We start from the raw sequence: 21,417 nt of genomic DNA, 5'->3' as shown, positions 1-21,417 counted from the left end.
GAGAGGAACATTATGATGAAAGCGATAGTTTGTGGAACAACTTTTGGTCAATCCTATATAAATGCGATAAAAAAAATAAATAATATTGAATTGGTAGGTATATTAGCTTTTGGAAGTAGTCGTTCTAAGAGGTGTGCAGAAGAACATAATGTTCCACTATATGTTGATGTAGATTCTATTCCAGGAAATATAGATATTGCATTTGTTATAATTAAATCTTCTGTATTGGGAGGTAAGGGAACTGAATTGTCAGAGAGTCTCTTAAAAAAAGGAATTCATGTGATACAGGAACATCCAATTCATTATAGAGAGATAGAGAACTGCTTAAAGTTGGCTCATGAATTCAACTCATATTATATAGTAGGGAATTTATATAATTCATTGGAAACTATTGAAAAATTTATTGAAGCTGCAAAATATTTAAATAAAAAAGATGTTCTTGAACATGTAGATATCATGACATCTTCGCAACTTCTTTATTCTTTGATAGGTATTCTGAACGAAGCATTACCTCTTCTTAGAAGTTTTAATATAATTCCAACGTTAACAGAGAAAAGATACCCTTTTAATCGTGTTGTTTTGTCAAATGGGCAATTGGATGTAAACTTACAAATTCATAATGAGGTTTCTGATGTGGATGGGAATAACCATATGCATCTTCTTCATAAAATTACTTTTTTTTATAAAAGTGGAAGATTAGATCTTGAAGATACCTTTGGATCTGTAATATGGAGGGATAGAATGAATATATCTGATAATATTGTGTTAGATTCAAAACAAATTGATGTTAATTATTTAAATAAGCCAATAAAATTTAGCTTGGCAAATTACAGTAACTTGACATATGAAACTATACTTTATGATGTTTTTCCGAATGCCATAAGGAAAGAAATTGAAAAATTTATTGAAAATGTTAAACAAAGAAAAAATAATATTACAAGAACGCAAAAGGAAATAATAGTTTCGAAAAAATGGGGAGAAATAATGAAAGAAATAGGGTTTCCTAAAAATGTTAAATTTGGTGAAGAACATCTTAACCATTTACAAGCTTTAAAAAATTTAGGGATGAAAAAATGAAACTAAAAAATGATAGTACAGACTTAGAATTATTTGATTATGTAAATGAGCTGAGAAAACAGGGAATGTTTTTGTTTGTGGAAGATAAAAAATTAAAATATAGAATCAAAAAAGAATTATACAATGAAGAGGTAATCAACGAAATTAAAGTTAACAAAGAGGATTTACTCAGATATTTATCAAAAGCACAAGAAAACACTTTGGAATTGAGTTCACTTCAGTTGGCATATATGGCTGGACAAGTAGATGGGGAATTTTTAAATAAAGTTAATGCTCATTATTATATTGAATTTGAAAAGCAAAATTTAAATATTGCTAATCTTGAAAAAAACATTAATTTGATGATTAGAAAAAATGATATTTTAAGATTGATTTTATTATCGGATGGTAGAGGGATTATACTGGAAAAAGTTCCTGAATATAAAGTTTTTAAATATCAATATAATTCTAAAGAGGATAGGTATAAAATGCGAAAGATTTTATCGCATATGAAGTATAATATCGAAACATGGCCTATGTTTAAATTCGTAGTTGGAAAGAAAATTAATGGCGGGAATAAAAATGATGTACTCCACATAAGTTTTGATTGTTCTATATTAGATGCGTGGAGTGCAGGTAATATGATATATAAGCTTTTTGCGTTATACGAAGGAGAAAAAATAAGTTTTTCCGATGTATCTTATAAAGATTATGTAATGAATTTAAGAATATATAAGGAACTTGCGTTTAATAAGAGACTTTTAGATGAGGCTGAAAAATATTGGAATAAAATGATAAAAACACTACCAAAAGCACCGAATTTAAGAACAAAAATGCCGATTAATGACTTAGAAGAATACAATTTTAAAAGAAAAGAATATCGTTTTAGTAAAGAACAAACTGACAATTTAATACATTATTCAAAACTAAGAGGTGTAACGTTGTCTGCTATATTAATCACTATTTATATGAAAGTATTGTCTGACTTAATTGAGACTGACGAATTAACAATAACAACAACATTATTTGGGAAATTACCAGTAGTTAAAAATGCAGATGAATTGTTGGGAGAATTTACAAATATAGGATTAATTAGCTATAAAGATGAATATAAATCTATATTAGAGTCCATCAAAAAAACCCAAAAACAAATATTTAAGTTATTAGAATATAGATGTTTTGATGGGATTAATGTTATAAATAAAGCTAGGCAAGAGAATGGAATAAATAAATTGTTTCCAATAGTAGTTACCTGTATGATTGGAGAGAGTTATAACAATTGTAAAAATGGATTCCATGAAATATGTTCATTAAGTCAAACACCTCAAGTTTATCTAGATCATCATATAAGAATGATTGATGATAGTATTGTGATTACTTTTGATTATATAGATGAATTATTATATGAAGAGGATATTATTTGGATGATAGGTAAGTATATTGATGTTTCAAATGAAATATGCTCTAATTTTTGATAAATCAACTATGGAGGGAATAATATGAAAAGAAAAAAGTTTAATATTGAGTATCAAAAAAGAATTTATAGTGGTAAATATAAAACAATAATCTCACAAGAAAATGTTAAAACGCTCCTGGTTGAACCAGAATTAGAGGAAGATAAATCGGAATTTAAGATAAATTATATTGATAATATTAATACAGACAATGAAGTAAAAAAGAGAAAGTATTTTGTCCAAAAATTTTTATTAGATTTATTAACTGAAATTAATGTTAAAAAAATAAAAATAGACAACAAGAATGAAAATATAATTAAATACTGGTTGAAATATGTGAAAGATTTTAAAGCAGATGAGATGAATGAAGTAAAAATCGCAGAGGATTCTTTATATAGAAAACTACAACTAAAAAAGAATTTATTTGTAGATATACTTGAGAATAATAATAAAAAAGAGCTTTTGCTTTTAGATAATGAAATATCCCCAGCAAAACTAGGCATTAGAAGTGAGTTTACTGAGAGTTTATTAGATAAATTAATTAAAAACATCAATAATGAAAGTAAAGATATTAAAAGGTTAACAATAGGCATTGTTAATGATGTAGATTGCACAATAAAAGATAACTTAGTCAGCAGAATTAAATATTTAAACAATGTAATTTTATTAAATGATTGCAATGATAAGAAATTTTTAAAAGATAATTACTTAAGTAGATTTGATCACATTATTTCTGTTAATTTTTTACATCAAATTGAAGATGTTGAATCTTTTTTCAAAACCTCAAAACTAATGTTAAAAAGAAACGGAAAAATTCATGTAATTGATTTTGGTAAAATGGATCCAATATCTATACTTACAGCCATATTTTTTCAAGAAAAAAATCTTAATGTAGAAACTGAAAAACGTACGCAGTTTTTTTATAAAGTTGATTACATTAAGGAAATAGCCAAAAAATATTTTTTAAAAAATACTATGTTTTCGATAGAAAATAATATTGCTTATTATCTCGAATCAGAAAACTATACAGATCATCTTGAGTTGATAAATAACTTAGAAAATGAAATTGGGTTAGATTTCGATAAGAAGATTGTTTTGCTGTCATTGGACTCTTTTGATGTGGATGTCTCTGATAAAGCAACAATAAAAGAACAATTAAAAAATCATAATGAAAATTTAGAAGAAATCTTAAAAATAATATGGATGCAAAATTTGGATATAGATGATGTAGATAGAAATTCTAATTATTTTAAGCTTGGAGGAAATAGCTTATCTGCAACAAAGCTTCTAGTTGAGATAGAAAGAAGATTAAAATGCAACCTAAAATTAAATGAAATTTTTTCAAATCCTGAATTTGAAAAAATGTTAAATTTGATAAATTCAAAACAGTTAGGTATGGAGGTAGTAGAAGGTGAAATATGATAGGAATAATTGGAGCTACTGGAGATATTGGTTCAGAATGTACTAAAATTTTGAATGATTATGGCATCAAAGATATAAAGTTGGGATATAGAAAAAAAGAAAAAGTTTATAAGAGTAAGAATACTTTTGCGTTTATAGATTTGGATGATATAAATACTTGTATTGAGTTTGTTGATGGATGTGACTGTATTATAAACTGTTCAGGGTATTCAGATTCATCAATATTTAATTTAATAGATACAGTTAATAAAAACAAATGTATTCTCATTGACTTAAGTTATTATAATTTCTATGAGAAATCTGTTTTTGAAGGAGGAACAATATATCATGGAGTTGGTTCATCGCCAGGATTAATAGAAGCATTGCCAGTTATTATTTCTAGAGTTTTTGATAAAACCCTTAGTTTTCAAATGTATTACGCCTCTAATGGAGAATTTACTTATAATGCAGCCAAAGAATACTTGAGATATTTAAGTGAAGATGGGTTTTATGCAAGATCAATCTTAAATTCAGGGAAGATAGAACCATATTTGGCAGAAAATAAAACAATAACATTGCCAATAAGCAGCGAAAGATGGGTGCCATTTCCGTATATTGATAAAAGAACTATTAAAGTTTGTAGGCAAATAGGTGTGGAAAATGCCATATTTTATATGTGCATAAAGAACGGATATGTTTGCAATTTTTTAAAGAATATTCGTTCCGATAACATTGAAAATATAAATGTAATGGCACAAAAATTAGTGGATTTATCCAATTTGGATAATATTGAAAAAAAAGATTTTGGAGGATTTATCTTAGAGGCAACAGGAATAAAAAATAAAAATACTATAGATGCTAATATGATTTTAAAAAGCATTTCACCAACTAGATTAACGGCTCTAACAGTAGCAGCTGTTTCCATTTTAGCTCTAGAACATGGTAATAAAACTGAAATCAAAGATATGAGTGAGTTTCCTTTATTAAATAGTTTACTTGATAAGATGATGGAAATGGATACAACATTTTATTACAAATTGATGAAAGGAACAAATTTGAAATTGAATAATATCTTTGAAGGAGAAATATAAAATGAAAAAAAGATTGAAAGCCATAGTTTGTGGCACGAATTTTGGGGAATTTTATTTAAAAGCATTAAAGAGAGCCGAATCAGATTTTCAAATTGTTGGTATTATCGGAAGAGGTAGTGAAAGGTCAAAGACATTTTCAAAGAAATATAATATACCACTGTATTTTAATGTTGAAGAATTGCCATCAGATATAGATTTAGCTTGCGTTATTGTTAGAAGTGAGGGAACAGGTGGGGATGGAACAGAATTGTGCATAGATTTACTAAATAAAGGAATAAACGTAATTCAAGAGCAACCTGTTTATCAAGAACATTTATATAAATGTTATAAGCTAGCAAGAGAGAAAAACCTTATTTACATGACTGCAAATCTATATTCAAATTTATCAAATATGCAGAGCTTTGCAGTGTATGCAAAAAAATTAAATATATATTCTAAGTTAGAATATATAAGTGTTTCTTTTTCTACACAATTATCATATGTAGCTTTGGATTTATTAGCTATTTCTGGTATTTTAGGTGATTTAGAGTTGGATAATAATATAATAAAGGGATTAGGCCCATTTGATATATTATATGGAAATATAGGGAAATTACCTATTTTAATAGAATTCAATAATCAATTAAATCCCAAAACACCTGATTACAATATGCAATTAATGTATAGTTTTAAACTTTATTATGAAGATGGAGTATTATCGCTAAATGATGCTTATGGAGATGTTGCTTGGCGTCCAAGAACATATTTAAAAGGAGCTAAAGACGATTTAAATATAGGTAAAGAGTCAATCTACAAGGTTTTGAATTCTTTAAAAGAAACGAGTACTTCAAAATTTTTTCAAACATACTGGATTGATTCAATAACAGCAGAATTGATTAAAATGAAGAAATATATGAATTCAGGCAAACTTGATATTCGTCGAGTAAACAGGGAACTATCAACATCTAAAAAATGGGAAATTTTGCAGAAAAAAGCGGGATATGCAAAGTTTATTGAGACTAGTAAAGAGAAGCTGCTTTTGCTGAGTGATATAAAAATTCTTGATGAATAATTTAATAAGGAGGTAAATAATGGAGAACGGTTATAAAGAAATAATTGAAAAATATTCTAAGCAAGGTATTGAGTTGTATGTTGATGGTGAAAAGTTAAAATATAAATCCATAAATGGTCAGTTAGATGAAGATATTTTAATGGAATTAAAATTAAATAAAGAGGGACTTAAAGAATACATTAAAAAACTTGAGAATAAATATGATGTTAAAGATGATTATGCACCATTTCCATTATCTCCAGTTCAGACATCATATCTTTATGGAAGAGATGACTTACATTCATATGGAAATGTATCTTGTCACATTTATCAAGAATTTTTATATGATAATTTAGACGTTTCAAAAGTACAAGATACATGGAATTACTTGATAAATAAACATGAAATGCTGAGGGCAGTTATATTTAAAGAAGGATATCAAAAAATACTACAAAAAGTTCCAGAATATGAGGTTGTTACTGGAGATAGGATATCTATTAGAGAACAGTTAGAGGATAAAGTTTATCAATTAGAAAAATGGCCGATGTTTGATATTGGAGTATCAAATTATGGAGAAAAATCAATTTTACACTTTTCGATGGATTTTATGATATGTGATTGGTCAAGTATATGGCAACTTTTATTAGAGTTTGAGATGAAGTATTTTAAAGGAATAGAGAATGATAGACAATCTAAGATATCATTTAGGAATTATATAATAAGTGAAGAAAAGACAAAAGAAAACTCGGAATACAAGAATGCGAAAGCATATTGGAGTCAAAAGACTAGAAAATTAAAGACATCTCCAGTAATACCTTTAAAAACGCTAAAAGAAACGGACGTTTGTAAGTTTAAAAGATTGTCTTTAACATTAGATAAGGATATGTGGGATAAATTTAAAATTTTAGCTCAAAACCATGCTTTAACACCGACAGCATCAGTATTGACTGTATATAGTGAAGTACTAAAAAAATGGAGTACAGAAAAAGAATTTCTTATAAATTTAACTTTATTTAACAAGAAAAATTTAGGGGAAAATATAGAATATTTAGTAGGAGATTTTACAAATACATCGGTAATTTCGATAAAAAACATAAAAGAATCTTTTTCAGAGTTAGCAAGAGAAGTTAATAAAGAATTATTCAGCTCAATAGATAATAGTGCATATCCTGGAGTTAATATATTAAGAGATATTGCTAAACTGCATAATTCCAAAGAATTTTTAGCGCCGTATGTATTTACAAGTGCAATAGGGTTAATTAAAAAGAGGTTGATAGGAAGATATGTGTATGGAATATCTCAAACACCGCAAGTATTTATTGATTGTCAAGCTATGGATACTGAATTAGGTTTACAGGTTAATTGGGATGTTCGTGAAGGAATATTTGAAGATGATATGTTGGAGGATATGTTTAGTGAGTTTAAGAAGATTTTAATAAATTTATCGAACAATGAAGAATTTTGGGAGAAACGTCTTGAAATTGATCTACCTAAGTGGCAACGTGAAATTAGAGAAAAAGTTAATGCTACAAATAAAAAAATTAATAATAAGACATTATTAGAAGATTTTATAGAAAAAGTAAAATCTTATCCAGATAAGGCGGCTATTATAGACTCCAGAGGCTCAATTTCTTATAAAGAATTATATAATAAGTCTGTATCTATAGCTTTAGCATTGAAAGAAAAAAATGTAAAAAAAGGTGAGCATATAATTGTAAAACTACCACATAATAAAAGTCAAGTTTATACTATTCTTGGAATACTTATGGTAGGAGCTATATATGTTCCAGTAGATTTTAATATAGAAGAAAAAAGATTAGAAAATATTTTAAAACAATGTAATTGTAAAGTTATTTTGACGAATGGCAGTTGTTATGATAGCAGACAAAGAAATTTTGTGAACATTGATGATGTAAATTATAGGTTAGATTTGATAAATATGTTTAATATAGAACATATCAATTCGACTGATGCAGCTTATATCATGTTTGCGTCAGAGACTACTGAAAATCCAAAAGGTGCTGTAATAAATCATGGTGCAGTATTTAATACTATATATGATATAAATCAAAAATTCGAAATATCTGAGAAAGATTGCATATTAAGAATATCAAAATTAGATTTTGACTTATCTGTTTATGATATTTTTGGAATGTTATCAGTTGGAGGAACTATTGTATATCCTGATGAAAGTGAGTATTTAAATCCTGCTCATTGGGATAAATTGATTGAAGAAAATTCCGTGACTATATTAAATATGATACCAGAATTAATGAAACTATATTTAAATTATTTAGAAAATTTATCAAAAAAACAAAATTTTATTAAACTAATATTGCTGTCAAGAGATTGGATTCCTTTAAATATGCCTAATGCGGTGCAAAAAACTTTTGTAGAATCTAAAATAATAGTATTGGGAGGTGCTACAGAAGCCTCTATATGGTCTAACTATCATGAATATAAAGGTATTAAAAAGGGATGGAAAAGCATTCCGTATGGGAAACCGCTCACTAATCAACAGATTTATGTATTAGATAAAAATTTTGAAGATTGTCCAGTTTATTGCGAAGGTAATTTATATATAGCTGGTAGAGGCTTAGCGGATGGGTATTTAGGAGATAAAAAGTTAACAGAAGAAAAGTTCTTTATTCATCCTCTAAAGCATGTCAGACTTTATTCTACTGGAGATTTGGTTCGCTATTTATCAAATGGAGAAATAGAATTTTTAGGTACGGAAGATACTCAGGTGAAAATAAGAGGCAATAGAATAGAATTTGGAGAGATAAAAAACACCTTAATGAAACAGGAAGGAATTGATGATTTAATTGTTAGAGTCAACTATAATAATGAGGATAAACCGATTGAAGTTATTGCCAAAATAGGGGCTGATATTAGTGAGGTTGACGAACAATACGATAAATATTTTGATGGGTTTGAGGCAATAGAAGAAAATATTCAGAAAAATATAGACTATGATTGTTATCAATATATTTGCAAACAAAGGGATATAGTTTGCCTTAATTCGATGTTAAATACTTTGATAGATTTAGGGGTATTAAAAAATATTGGTTTAAATTTATATAATTATGAAAAAAATTTAACTGATATAGATTTAAAATATCATAAAATTATAAATAAATGGATAACTCAGCTAAAAATAAATAATGTTATTTATTCAAAGGGAGAATCAATTGTAATTCCTAAAATAATAAAGAAAGAATTATTAGATAAGTTATGGAATAATTGTATTTTAATGTGGGATAATGCATTCGGAGATATTAATATAATGTATTATATTAAGGAAAATATAGATAATTTAAAAAACATTTTAACAAACAAGATTGATCCAAGAGGAATTCTTTATCCTAATGGCTCAAAGAAATATACAGAATCTCTTTATGAAAAAAGTATATATTCAGCCTTGATTAATGGCTATTATTGCCAGTTTTTAGAAAATTATTTAAAGTACAATAAAAAGAAAAAGATAAGAGTTTTAGAAATTGGTGCAGGTACTGGTGCAACAACAAAAAAACTATTAAAAATACTTAATGGTCATGACTATGAATATCATTTTACAGATTTGCAAAAATATTTTTTACCACAGGCTAAAGAAAATTTTAAAAATAATAAGAATATATTAGTTTACCAACTAGATATAAATGAAGATCCAATTAAAAATGGCCTACAACCAAATTATTTTGATATTATTATAGGAGCATATGTATTGGAAAATGTTAAAGATATTGCTAAAAGCATGTCTTACATTAAGACATTGATGGCACCTAAAGGATATTTGTTATTCTCAGAAGCTATAAAAAACGAACCTTGGCTACTGGTATCGCAAGCATTAATGATGGAAGAAGCAATTGATAGCATAAGAGAAGAAACTGTATTTATAGACACAAAAACATGGGAAAATATATTGCTTACGGTTGATGATAGCAATAAAGTTTATAAATTTCCATATGAGAATAAATCTTTAGGGATTTTTGGGGTAACTCTTTTTATTAAAAAGTTTAAAACGAAGTTTATGGAAATAGATAGAGAAAAAATAAACGAGAGTATTAAGGGATATTTGCCAAATTATATGATTCCATCTAAAGTTTACTATGTAGAATCTATAATGTTGAATAGTAATGGCAAAATTGATCAGGAAAAGAATTTTGATATAATTAATGCTGAGAATAATGAAGAAAAAGTTTATACAGCTAACAATGAAGCGACATCTGAAACTGAAGAAAAAATTCTTGAAATTTGCAAAAATTTGTTGGAAGCTGAAGATTTAACATTGGAATCAAATTTTTATGACTTTGGGGCAGATTCACTTATTATTGCAAAAATAGCAACCGAAGTGAAAAATAAGCTAAATAAGGAAATTTCTTTTGAAGAATTATTGAGAGAAATAATTAATTTTCCTTTTGTATCCGAAATTTCTGCGTTTCTTGAAGAAAGTGATGACAAGGATGTAGAAAAAGATTATAGTGATGAAGAAATGGTATATACAAAAATTTTTAAAGGTTCAAACAATTTGGAGGCCTCAAGGTTAAGGGTACTTGTACACGGCGCTTTTGGAAGTTGGGAAAATTTCAAGTATTTAGCTACAGAATTATGCCAACAAAATGCAGGAGATGTTTTGATATTGGGAGTTTCAAATATAAAAAAATATTTAGAACTTGATAAGAAAAACCTGGTGCCGGTGCTAGCGGATATGTATTGTAAAAAGATAGTTGGATTTGATGTCAAAGAAGTGCAGCTAATAGGATATAGTTTTAGTGGAGTCGTAGCAATAGAAATGGCAAGAAGACTTTTAGAAATGGGAATAAATGTTGTTAATTTATCTATAATTGAAGGCGGAACAATTCCAGAGAATAGTTTTGATGAATTACCACTTGAATTAATATTCATATATGCGTTTGGTATAAATTTAGAAGATTTGGGAATTAGACAAATTGATATATTTGATGATATTTATACTTCAATTGATACTAATAAAAACATACTAACGATATCAAATATTTTAGATTGTTTTAATAATGAAGAAGATAAAAATCTTATTATAGAATTAAATAATATGATACAGAGTGATAGATTTATTAAGTATCATAGTCTTATTAATAAAAAGCAGAAACAGGCGTTATCTATGTACTCTTTGTTTGATCTATATAAAATATTTAGACATTCAATAGAAGCTCAAAAATATAATCCTGATCTTTTCTTTGGGGATCTTGATTATTATATTGCTAAAGATAACAAAGGAGCATATAAATATATTGAGCATTTAGTTGATAAATGGAAAGATTCAATTATAGGCGATATAAACAAATTCTATATTGATGGAAATCACTATAGTTGTGTACAAAATAAAAATAATGCTAAACAATTGGCGATGTTAATAAAAAAATAAACGTCTAAAGGAGATGTAAATGAAGGTGTCAAATGTTTTGATATGTGGTAATCCAGAAAATTTACATTATTTGCAAGCAAAAACTAAATTATGTATATTAGATTCCGAAGATGAGTTAGCTGAGAAAAATGCTTATTTTAAAAATCTAAAACTATACAAATTTGTTTCTCAGTTACCATCAGATATTAAATGGGCATATATTCCTCAAAAATCCTTGATAGCTTCTAACAATCCCTATTTAAGAATGGAATTGTTAGAAGCCGGAATTTCTATAGTTGATCAGATGCCATTGGATGTAAATCAAATAAAAAGTTGTGTAAAAATAGCAAACAATAAAAAAGTTTATTATATTCCAGAAATACCAAGTGAAAATGATATTTTTTTTAAACAGTGTACAAATACGATATATGAAGAATTTAGTAAGAATAATATTTTATATATTGATGGGCTATTTTCAAAGTTTTTGATATATTATATCTTTAAAATACTGAAAGAAGGATTGAAGACAAACCAAAAAGTAAATATAACAAATAATCATGGTAATTCAATGATAAAATCATTTTCGGGATATATTGCAAGTGTTCCGTTTTGCATAAGAATATATAGACCGAATCTTAATGAAGAATATCAATTTACTGCGTACAATGATGAGTTAAAAATTTTCACAAAAAATTGTTGCATAACAATTAACTTTATTCAAAAAAATATATTATATGGTGATAATATAATAAAAAAAACAGCAGGAAATATTAGCGGTTGTAATCAAACATTGGAGAACAATTATAAACTGAATTTAAGTACAGTTATTGAGGAGGGCATAGATATAAATGAAATTAATTATCGCTCTCATATTCAAGAAGCATTAAACGATTTATCTTTTATTCAAGATATAAATAAAGTATTATCATGTGATAAAATGACAGGAATAGGAGAATATAAAAGAAAAAATAATGGGTTTCAAACTTTGAAACAAGGAGATGGATTTAATTATAATAATTCAGTTACAATAAATATGAGTAAAGAAATTGCTAATATAGAGAGGAATTATTCATATATCTCGAAAGAATATTTATTAAAGTATAAAGAAACGTTGGATACTTATATATTAGGAGAAATATTTAAATTTTTTAAAGACAACGGTGCTTTTATCGATCAAAATATAAAATATTCTGAGGAAAAGATCATTAAAAACTGCTTCCATAGCAAAAATAGTAAGATAGTAAAAAGATGGTTAAAAATGCTCGTTTTGCATGGATTTATAGAAAATAATGAAGGAAGTTTTTATTTGACTAAGAATTTACAAATCAATACAGAACAACTTTTTTGTGAGTTGCGTGAATTATGGGATTGGAAATTAGGTGATCCCTCTTCAATAGATTATATCAGAGAAAATATAAAAAATTTGAAAGAGTTGTTTTATGGGGAAATTGATTGTAATGCTATATTATTCCCGGAAGCTGATATAAAATATGCTACAGCTCTGTATAAAAATAATATAATTTACAGATTTTTAAACGAAATAATCGGAATTCAGGTTGCTGATTATGTAAACCGACATTTGGAAAACAAGATTAGGAAAATAACCATACTTGAGGTTGGCGCTGGTATAGGTGCGTCAACAGATAGTGTAATTACAAAATTAAATGAATATAGTTTGATACAAAAAATAAATTATTTATATACTGATATTTCGAAGTTCTTTTTAGATATTGGAAAAGAGAAGTTTAAAAATAATTCAGCAATTAAGTATTTAAGGCTTAATATTGATAATTTAGAAGAGATAGAATCTTTAGATAAGGTAGATATTATTATTGCAGCAGGGGTTTTAAATAATTCTAGTAATCTTGAGAAAGTAATGAAGGCATTTTTAAAAAAGATAAGACCAGATGGAGTAATGTTGATTACAGAACCAATAGGTAATCCAATTGAGATGCTAGTATCACAAGTATTTATGATGGAAGAACCTGATGATATACGAAAGATTAAAAATAGCACTTTTTTAGAATTAAATGATTGGATAGAACTTATTAATCGATGTGGGGATTTTGATTTTAGTATTTTCCCTAGAGAAAATTTCAATTTGAATATATTTGGGCAAAAGTTATTAATAATTAAAGATAAAGTGAGGTGAAAATATGGTAACACAAAAATATAATATTGTTTTTATATGTGGAGCATCACATGCTGAATGGTGTTGGGATGAAAATTTTACTAAATATTTTATAAAGAAAGGCTATAGTGTTAATATCCACGTTCTGTCTAAAAATGCGAGAAATGTTAGAAACTCTGTTTTAATATTAGAAGAAATTATAAGAAAGATAAAAAGAGAAAATAATAGTAAATTAGCGATAGTTTCTCATTCAATGGGCAATTTAATCTTAAATGAATATTTACAAGATAATAAAAATATTAATAATGTAAATGCAATAGTATTACTTTCACCTTATCCAATTAGTAATAGGTTATTGAATGCTATAAAAATTTCTTTTAATTATTACGGAAAAACGAAGGAAGAACTTTTCTTTTCTGGCAGAGTAGATAAAGCTAAAGAATATGTAGCTAAAATGAAAGAAGAAGCTAAAAATATAAGATTGTTGACATTAACATATTCTTCTATTAAATTATTTTACAAATTTGTACCAACTTTTATAATTGGCTCAAAAAATGATAGATGCATACCTGTAAAGTCTCTAATTGATACTATGAATTATTATGGTGCAACTTTGAAGATTTATAATGAATTATGTCATGATTGTATGCTTGATCCAGATTGGGAAAAAGTTGCCGAAGACATACATTTATTCTTACAAAATAATCGTTCATGAATATGGATGTTGTAAACGCATAAAAATCATGGCTCTTCTAAATTCTCTTGACTCAAAATGGAATATATGGTATTATTTTATATAACAAAGTTATCTGTATATAGGAAGAGGTGAATAACATGAAAAATCTGAAAGGATTTGATGTTACACACGAAAACATTTTGAAAAGTGGGAAAATTAATTTTTTAAATGATGGATATGAACGAGCTAATTTAAGAAAGATATGTAAAGATGCCGGTGTTACTACAGGGGCTTTTTATAGACATTTTGAGGATAAGGAAGCTCTATTTGTTGCCTTAGTTGAACCACTCGCTAAAGAAATTTTAGATTTATATACAAAATTCGAAGAAGAATCGTTTAGAAGTATTGATGAGAAACACATTAAAGACTTAGCTGAAATTAATATTGCTGGATCAATCGAAACCGCAATATATATATTTAGAAAAAAAGATATATTTGAACTTTTAGTGTATAAAGCGTATGGAACAAAATATGATAATTTCATTGAAAAATTAGTAAAAATGGAAGATTTAAATAGAAATAAAATCTCAAAAATAGTTTTAAAAGATAATTATAAATGCATTAATATATCTGAAAAATCAATGCACTTACTTAATCATGCATATATTAATGCATTGTGTGAAATTATTATGCATTCTGACAATATTGAAGAGGTTAAACAAAACTCAGAAATCGTTGCGAGATTTTTTCGTGAGGGGTGGAAAAAATTGCAAGGATTTTAAGGGGTAGTTTTTTTGCATAAATGATAACTAAGTTAGCTAATTAAGTTATTTTATTTGGAGGTGTTGATTATGAAACAAAAAAGTCCTGCTACTATATTGTGGGAACTTGCAAAAAAGGAACATTCAAAGTTAAAAACATCTGTATTTATAGCGAGTATCGGTGTTATTGCAGGGATTGTTCCATATATTGCAGCAAGTCGTATTTTAGTTGAATTGTTAAAGGGAAATGAGGATTTTAAAATTTATTCCTTATGGCTAGGAATAGGATTGTTATCTTATATTTTAAAATCATTTTTATACTCTATGGCTTTATCTGTATCTCATAAAGCAACTTTTAATGTACTGAAAGATGTTCGTTTAAGAATGCTTGAAAAACTCCCAAAGATGCCATTAGGGGAAATAATCTCTGTTCCAAGTGGAAATTTTAAGCAAATTATGGTTGATCAAGTTGAAAGTATGGAAAAGCCTCTGGCACACCTTTTACCTGAAATGACCTCAAATTTATTAGGCTCTTTGAGTATATTTATTTACTTATTATTTCTTGATTGGAGAATGGCTCTTTTATCATTAGTATCCATTCCTGTGGGGATGCTTTTTATGGGACTCGTAATGAAAAATTATGCTGTTCAATATGAAGGATCTGTAAAGGTAAATCGAGAAATGAATTCTGCAATTGTTGAGTATGTCAATGGAATAGAAGTGATAAAAACATTTAATCAAGACAAGAGATCGTACGCAAAGTACAAAGATAAAGTCATTGCAAATGCAAGATACTTTTATGAATGGATGAAGAGCTGCCAGTTACCTGTATCTTTATCTAAAAATATATCTCCTACTACAATGATAACAGTGCTTCCATTTGGTTGGTATTTCTACATTAGTGGCAGTTTGAGTGCAGAAGTATTTATATCTGTTATTATTCTATCTTTAGGTATTGCAGGACCTTTACTTGAAACAATCAATTTTGTTGATGGTCTTGCTAAGATAGGAACTATTGCTAATTCTATTAACTCAATTTTAGAAGGAAAAGAACAAAAGCATTCTGATGGAGAAGTGACTATCCAGCAATATAATATTGATTTACAAAATGTAAAGTTTGGATATGAAGAAGAAAAAGAAATTCTTCATGGAATATCCCTAAACATAAAAGAAGGGACAACAGTGGCTTTTGTTGGGCCAAGTGGAAGTGGCAAGTCAACTTTAGCAAAATTAATAGCTGGATATTGGGATATTACGGAAGGAAATATAAATATTGGTGGATACAATCTTAAGGAAATTCCATTAAAGCAATTATATAGTTCAACTGCATTTGTTTCTCAGGATAATTTTTTGTTCAACGAAAGTATTAGGGAAAACATCCGAATGGGTAATCCAAGTGCCAGTGATAAAGAAGTAGAAGACATTGCTAAGAAATCGGGTTGTCATGATTTTATTATGAAAATGGAACATGGTTACGATACGGTTGTCGGAAGTAGTGGGAGCCATGTTTCTGGTGGAGAAAGACAAAGAATATCAATTGCAAGAGCAATGCTCAAAAATGCACCTATAGTAATACTTGATGAAGCTACTTCATATATAGATCCTGAAAATGAAGTGATTATAAAGCAAGCTTTATCAAAGCTTATAAAAGATAAAACGGTGATTATTATTGCTCATAGGTTATCAACTATAACAGATGCAGAACAAATATTCTTAATTGAGAATGGAGAGCTTGTTTCACATGGTAAGCATGAAGAACTTATGGAAGATTCTGAGTTATACCAAAAGATGTGGAATGCTCATATTGGAGTAAAGGATGGTGAAATAAAATGATAAGTGCCTTAAAGAAAATTTTAGATTTCTCAGGTGATGAGAAGAAAAATGTATACCATTCTATATGGGTAAGTTTCTTGTTTGCAATTTTTCACATGCTCCAAATCAGTGCAATATACATTATTGTTAAAGCTATTGTTGAAAAAAATATGAGTATGACACCTGCATGGATTGCTTTGATACTTCTTGTTATAAGCATAGTTGGCAGAAGTGTTGCAAATTATTATTCACAGTTACAGCAATGCCATGCAAGTTATTTTATGGTGGCAAATAAAAGAGTAGCAATAGGAGAAATGCTCAAAAAAATTCCTATGGGATTTTTCAATGAAAACAATATTGGTGAAGTGGTTGGAATTTCTACAACTGTTTTAGAAGATGTAGAAAATACCGCCGCAATGGTTATGGTAAATACATTATCAGGTTTTATAAACACGATAATATTTACAATAATGATTTTAGCATTTGAGTGGAGAATAGGTTTTATTGTTGCAATTGGATGTCTATTGTACTTATTTGTTCTCTCAAAAATGGAAAGCAAATCAAGGAGTGTTCTTCCTAAAAGACAAAAAGCATCTGCTAAATTAGTTGATGCCATTTTAGAGCAAATTGGAGGAATGTCTGTTATAAAATCTTTCAATTTAACAGGGAAAGGAGATGAAAAAGTCAGAGGTGCTATTGAAAATAGTAGAAAAATAAATCTTGATTGTGAAAAACTGTTTACACCTTATACGATTTTGCAAAATATTCTTTTGGATTTGTTTAGCATTTTGATAATAGGTGCAGGTATTTTCTTTTATATCAATGGAGAACTCTCATTCTTAAATACAGTTATGACGATTATAATTTCTTTTCTTGCTTTTTCTCAAATAAAATTGGCAGGAAGTGCAACAACCTCTCTCAGAGTTGTTAGTGGATCTATTGAGCAAACAAGGAAGTTAGAGGAATTTCCACAGATGGATATTGATGGAAAAGACATAAAGCCTACTACTTTCGATATTTCTTTTGATAATGTAGAGTTTTCATATTCAGGTAAAAAAATCCTCGATGATATTTCGGTCAAGATACCACAAAACCAAATGACAGCTATAGTTGGGCCTTCAGGAGCTGGAAAAACTACATTTTGCAATTTGATAGCGAGATTTTGGGATGTAGAGAAAGGAGAAATCAGCATAGGTAGACACAATATTAAAGAATATTCATTGGAGTCATTAATGAGACAAATTAGTATGGTTTTTCAAAATGTTTATTTATTTCAAGACACTATTGAGAACAATATAAAGTTTGCCAAGCCGGATGCTACACATGAGGAAGTTATAGAAGCCGCAAAGAAGGCGTGTTGTCATGAATTTATTATGAAGCTTCCTGAACAATATGAAACAGTTATAGGAGAGGGAGGTGCAAGTCTATCTGGTGGAGAAAGACAAAGAATATCAATTGCAAGAGCAATGATAAAGAATGCACCTATTATTATTTTCGATGAAGCTACTGCAAATGTAGACCCTGAAAATGAGGATAAATTGCAGGTTGCTATGGAGGAACTCACAAGAAATAAAACAGTAATAATGATAGCACACAGACTAAAGACAATAAAAAATGCAAACCAAATACTTGTTTTAGCAAATGGAAAAATAAATCAAAAAGGCACACATGAAGAGCTAATTCAAGCAGAAGGTATCTATAAAAATTTTGTTGAGGCACGACAAAAGGCAGTTAATTGGAAACTGTCATAAGTGAAAATGATTTATATGAGAATTATTCAAATATAGCTCATGTAGATTTGTATTATTTTAATTTAAGGAGGATTAAAAAAAATGAAAAAAGGATTGTCAGCTAAAGATCTAATCAATGTAGGAATTTATACAGCTATTTATTTAGTTCTGTTTTTTGTAGTAGGGATGATGAATGCAATTCCTATCTTATACCCAGCTATCTATCTTCTAATTCCTATAGTCACAGGAATTCCCTTTATGTTGTTTTTAACCAAAATAGAAAAATTTGGCATGGTTACGATTATGTCAATTATTATCGGTGTGTTTTGGTATTTTATGGGCTATACATGGTTAGCATTGGTAGGATATATCCCATTTGGCATTATCAGTGATCTGGTTATGAAATCAGGTGGTTTTAAGAGTTTTAAAAAGAATGTTATTGGATTTTGGCTATTTTCTTGCGGAATGATAGGTTGTCAAATGCCAATGTGGGTAATGGCAGATACCTATATGGAAGGTGTTAAGCAACAAATGGGAGAACAATATGCACTTGCACTCGCAAAATATATGCCTTCTTGGATGGGGATTGCTGCATTTGGAATTATTTTTATCGGCTCAGTTATTGGTGCAAATTTAGGGAGGAAAATGCTTAAGAAACACTTCGAGAGAGCGGGTATCATTTAATGGAAGAGTATGAGGTATATAAACCGAATAAACCAAAGGGCTTTTTCTTAGATCCTCGTACTAAAATTTTATTTATGATATTTATAACAACCATAATGTCTATCGGATATAAGGATATTTTAGTTAGCCTTATATCCGCCATTGTGGCAATAGCATTATTATTATCTAATAAACAATTTAAGATAGCTTTCATTTATGGAGGGCTATTTACTTTGGCTATTATGGCACACTTTACGAAAGATATGTACACATTGCCTACACTCATAAATACAATTTCAGTATTGTTGAATGCCTTGATTTTAAGACTATTTCCAATTTTTATGTTGGGCTATTATGTTGTAATGTCTACAAAAACGAGCGAGTTTATAGCAGCCATGGTAAAGTGGAAAATTCCCAATGCATTTATTATTCCAACAGCAGTTGCATTCAGGTTTATTCCAACTTTGAAAGAAGAACACAATTCTATTAAGACTGCTATGAAAATGAGAGGAATTAGCTTTAAAAATAAAAAGGCGTGGAAAAATCCAAGCTTATACTTGGAATATGTAACAATACCTTTAATCGTTTCTATTGTAAAAATAGGTGATGAATTGTCGGCGGCAGCAATAAGTAGAGGATTGGGAGCTTTGAAAAAGAGAAGTACTGTGGTAAAAGTAAAGTTTACTATATATGATTTATTAATTTTACTCTTTTCAGTTGCCTTTACAGGACTATTTTTATATAGGAGGGGATAGCATTGATTGAATTTAAAGACGTGTCATTTACTTATGATAGCGGGAATAAGAATGCTGGAATTTATAATATTAATTTAAAAATCAATGATGGAGAGGTGGTTGTATTTTGTGGTGAATCCGGTTGTGGAAAAACTACTATAAGTAGATTGATAAATGGACTAATTCCCGGATATTATACAGGAACTTTGACTGGAGAAGTTATAGTTAGAAACCACAAAATTTCTAAAAAGTCGATTGATGAATTAAGTCGATATGTAGGTTCAGTATTTCAGAATCCAAGAACTCAATTTTTCAATGTAGATTCCACAAGTGAAATTGCATTTACCTGTGAAAACTTTGGAATTCCAAGAGAAGAAATTTGTAAAAGAATTGGTCAAGTGACAAAAGAATTAAATATAAAAGATTTGCTTGATAAGAGCTTGTTTTCTATGTCAGGAGGAGAAAAACAAAAAATTGCTTGTGCTTCTGCTGCTGTTATGGAGCCTGAAATCTATGTATTAGATGAGCCATCTTCTAATTTAGATATACAAACTATAAAAATGTTAAAATATATCATAAAAAAATGGAAAGAAAAAAAGTCAACTGTGGTTATTGCAGAGCATAGACTACAATATTTAATTGATATTGCAGATAGATTTATTTATATGAAAGATGGAAAAATTAACAAAGAATTTTCTTGTGTTGAGTTCAAGAAATTACCTAACAGCATTTTAAATAATATGGGGTTAAGGAGCATACACCCTATTGATACCAGTAGCCGTATAAAAAATATAGAATCTAAGGAACAAATAGAGATTAAGGATTTTATGTTTAGTTATGGAAAAGAGCCTTTTTTTGAAATTAATGATGCTGTATTACCTCAAAAATCTATTGTGGCTGTTTTAGGAAATAATGGTTCTGGAAAATCAACTTTTTCAAAATGCTTATGTGGAGTTGAAGAAAAAGCAAAAGGAACTTTAAATATACAAACAGAAAGTTATGCTACAAGAGAAAGGCTAAAAAAATGTTTTATGGTGATGCAGGATGTTAATCATCAATTATTTACCGAATCAGTTAAAGAAGAAATTCTTTTGAGTATAGAGAACGATGAGAATAAAGAAGAAAAGATCGATGAGATATGTAAAAAGTTAAATTTAATGGATTTTATAGATTGCCATCCAATGTCATTATCCGGAGGGCAAAAACAAAGGGTTGCAATTGCAAGTGCTATCGCTTCTGATAGGACAATACTGATTTTGGACGAACCTACAAGTGGTTTGGATTTTAAGAATATGAAAGAAGTTTCTAATGAAATGATAAGGCTTAAAGAGGACGGAAAAACTATTTTTATTATCACACATGATCCGGAATTAGTAGAATGTTGTTGTGATTATTTTATGTTTATGGAGAATGGAAAAGTCAAATGGCATGGTATTAAAGATGAAAAGAATATGGGAAAAATTAGGGAATTCTTCGATCAAACTTAAAATTTGCT

14 protein-coding genes are annotated in these 21,417 nt (G+C 28.3%); all 14 read left to right on the top strand.

The features are described from left to right. Nucleotides 1-12: 12 nt before the first annotated feature. The 14 genes from J2Z38_RS03335 (at nucleotide 13) to J2Z38_RS03270 (ending at nucleotide 21,409) form a co-directional block, all read left to right on the top strand. The gene (locus J2Z38_RS03335; RefSeq protein WP_154541799.1) at nucleotides 13-1,077 is read left to right on the top strand and encodes a Gfo/Idh/MocA family oxidoreductase; all 1,065 of its coding nucleotides are present in this window, start codon (nucleotides 13-15) and stop codon (nucleotides 1,075-1,077) included. Continuing rightward, nucleotides 1,074-2,531: a condensation domain-containing protein gene (locus tag J2Z38_RS03330; RefSeq protein ID WP_209772407.1), complete on the top strand. Its 1,458-nt coding sequence runs from the start codon at nucleotides 1,074-1,076 to the stop codon at nucleotides 2,529-2,531. Before J2Z38_RS03335 ends, J2Z38_RS03330 begins: the two co-directional genes overlap by 4 nt. A 24-nt stretch (nucleotides 2,532-2,555) precedes the next feature. Beyond that, entirely contained in the window at nucleotides 2,556-3,932 is a 1,377-nt protein-coding gene (locus J2Z38_RS03325) for a phosphopantetheine-binding protein (RefSeq protein ID WP_099320406.1), read from the top strand. Beyond that, nucleotides 3,929-5,002: a saccharopine dehydrogenase family protein gene (locus tag J2Z38_RS03320; RefSeq protein WP_099320407.1), complete on the top strand. Its 1,074-nt coding sequence runs from the start codon at nucleotides 3,929-3,931 to the stop codon at nucleotides 5,000-5,002. The genes J2Z38_RS03325 and J2Z38_RS03320 overlap by 4 nt, the downstream gene beginning before the upstream one ends. 1 nt (nucleotide 5,003) lies before the next feature. Continuing rightward, nucleotides 5,004-6,053 carry a Gfo/Idh/MocA family oxidoreductase gene (locus J2Z38_RS03315; RefSeq protein WP_225304602.1) on the top strand — a complete coding sequence of 350 codons (1,050 nt, stop codon included), beginning with the start codon at nucleotides 5,004-5,006 and terminating at the stop codon, nucleotides 6,051-6,053. A 19-nt stretch (nucleotides 6,054-6,072) separates the two neighbouring features. Next, nucleotides 6,073-11,436, top strand: coding sequence for an AMP-binding protein (locus J2Z38_RS03310; RefSeq protein ID WP_209772401.1), 5,364 nt, complete (start codon nucleotides 6,073-6,075; stop codon nucleotides 11,434-11,436). 19 nt (nucleotides 11,437-11,455) lie between these two features. Continuing rightward, the gene (locus tag J2Z38_RS03305; protein WP_209772399.1) at nucleotides 11,456-13,567 is read left to right on the top strand and encodes a class I SAM-dependent methyltransferase; all 2,112 of its coding nucleotides are present in this window, start codon (nucleotides 11,456-11,458) and stop codon (nucleotides 13,565-13,567) included. Between the two features lie 4 nt (nucleotides 13,568-13,571). Continuing rightward, nucleotides 13,572-14,261 (top strand): alpha/beta hydrolase, encoded by a 690-nt coding sequence (locus J2Z38_RS03300; RefSeq protein WP_209772397.1) that lies wholly within the window; start codon nucleotides 13,572-13,574, stop codon nucleotides 14,259-14,261. Between the two features lie 119 nt (nucleotides 14,262-14,380). After that, on the top strand, nucleotides 14,381-15,004 hold the full coding sequence (locus J2Z38_RS03295; protein ID WP_209772395.1) for a TetR/AcrR family transcriptional regulator: 624 nt from the start codon (nucleotides 14,381-14,383) through the stop codon (nucleotides 15,002-15,004). Between the two features lie 69 nt (nucleotides 15,005-15,073). Further along, nucleotides 15,074-16,816: an ABC transporter ATP-binding protein gene (locus J2Z38_RS03290; RefSeq protein WP_209772378.1), complete on the top strand. Its 1,743-nt coding sequence runs from the start codon at nucleotides 15,074-15,076 to the stop codon at nucleotides 16,814-16,816. Beyond that, complete coding sequence (locus tag J2Z38_RS03285) at nucleotides 16,813-18,546, top strand: ABC transporter ATP-binding protein (protein ID WP_209772375.1); 1,734 nt, start codon at nucleotides 16,813-16,815, stop codon at nucleotides 18,544-18,546. The genes J2Z38_RS03290 and J2Z38_RS03285 overlap by 4 nt, the downstream gene beginning before the upstream one ends. Before the next feature lie 81 nt (nucleotides 18,547-18,627). Next, on the top strand, nucleotides 18,628-19,209 hold the full coding sequence (locus J2Z38_RS03280) for an MptD family putative ECF transporter S component (protein ID WP_010815644.1): 582 nt from the start codon (nucleotides 18,628-18,630) through the stop codon (nucleotides 19,207-19,209). Further along, nucleotides 19,209-19,943: an energy-coupling factor transporter transmembrane component T gene (locus J2Z38_RS03275; RefSeq protein ID WP_154272566.1), complete on the top strand. Its 735-nt coding sequence runs from the start codon at nucleotides 19,209-19,211 to the stop codon at nucleotides 19,941-19,943. Before J2Z38_RS03280 ends, J2Z38_RS03275 begins: the two co-directional genes overlap by 1 nt. A 2-nt stretch (nucleotides 19,944-19,945) precedes the next feature. Continuing rightward, a complete protein-coding gene (locus J2Z38_RS03270; RefSeq protein WP_209772372.1) occupies nucleotides 19,946-21,409 on the top strand; it encodes an ABC transporter ATP-binding protein in 1,464 nt (487 codons plus the stop codon). The last annotated feature ends 8 nt before the right edge of the window (nucleotides 21,410-21,417 follow it).

It is taken from the genome of Anaerococcus degeneri (assembly GCF_017874475.1).
GTDB classification, from domain to species: domain Bacteria; phylum Bacillota; class Clostridia; order Tissierellales; family Peptoniphilaceae; genus Anaerococcus; species Anaerococcus degeneri.
Note: the sequence above shows the minus strand (reverse complement) of the source record. Positions and strands in the feature narration are given on the sequence as shown.

Excerpts from the sequence above, each read along its gene's own strand:
- J2Z38_RS03300 (WP_209772397.1), top strand. The coding sequence starts at position 13,572 with ATGGTAACACAAAAATATAATATTGTTTTTATATGTGGAGCATCACAT.
- J2Z38_RS03295 (WP_209772395.1), top strand. The coding sequence starts at position 14,381 with ATGAAAAATCTGAAAGGATTTGATGTTACACACGAAAACATTTTGAAA.
- J2Z38_RS03315 (WP_225304602.1), top strand. The coding sequence starts at position 5,004 with ATGAAAAAAAGATTGAAAGCCATAGTTTGTGGCACGAATTTTGGGGAA.
- J2Z38_RS03330 (WP_209772407.1), top strand. The coding sequence starts at position 1,074 with ATGAAACTAAAAAATGATAGTACAGACTTAGAATTATTTGATTATGTA.
- J2Z38_RS03275 (WP_154272566.1), top strand. The coding sequence starts at position 19,209 with ATGGAAGAGTATGAGGTATATAAACCGAATAAACCAAAGGGCTTTTTC.
- J2Z38_RS03285 (WP_209772375.1), top strand. The coding sequence starts at position 16,813 with ATGATAAGTGCCTTAAAGAAAATTTTAGATTTCTCAGGTGATGAGAAG.
- J2Z38_RS03310 (WP_209772401.1), top strand. The coding sequence starts at position 6,073 with ATGGAGAACGGTTATAAAGAAATAATTGAAAAATATTCTAAGCAAGGT.
- J2Z38_RS03290 (WP_209772378.1), top strand. The coding sequence starts at position 15,074 with ATGAAACAAAAAAGTCCTGCTACTATATTGTGGGAACTTGCAAAAAAG.
- J2Z38_RS03320 (WP_099320407.1), top strand. The coding sequence starts at position 3,929 with ATGATAGGAATAATTGGAGCTACTGGAGATATTGGTTCAGAATGTACT.
- J2Z38_RS03335 (WP_154541799.1), top strand. The coding sequence starts at position 13 with ATGATGAAAGCGATAGTTTGTGGAACAACTTTTGGTCAATCCTATATA.
- J2Z38_RS03305 (WP_209772399.1), top strand. The coding sequence starts at position 11,456 with ATGAAGGTGTCAAATGTTTTGATATGTGGTAATCCAGAAAATTTACAT.
- J2Z38_RS03280 (WP_010815644.1), top strand. The coding sequence starts at position 18,628 with ATGAAAAAAGGATTGTCAGCTAAAGATCTAATCAATGTAGGAATTTAT.
- J2Z38_RS03325 (WP_099320406.1), top strand. The coding sequence starts at position 2,556 with ATGAAAAGAAAAAAGTTTAATATTGAGTATCAAAAAAGAATTTATAGT.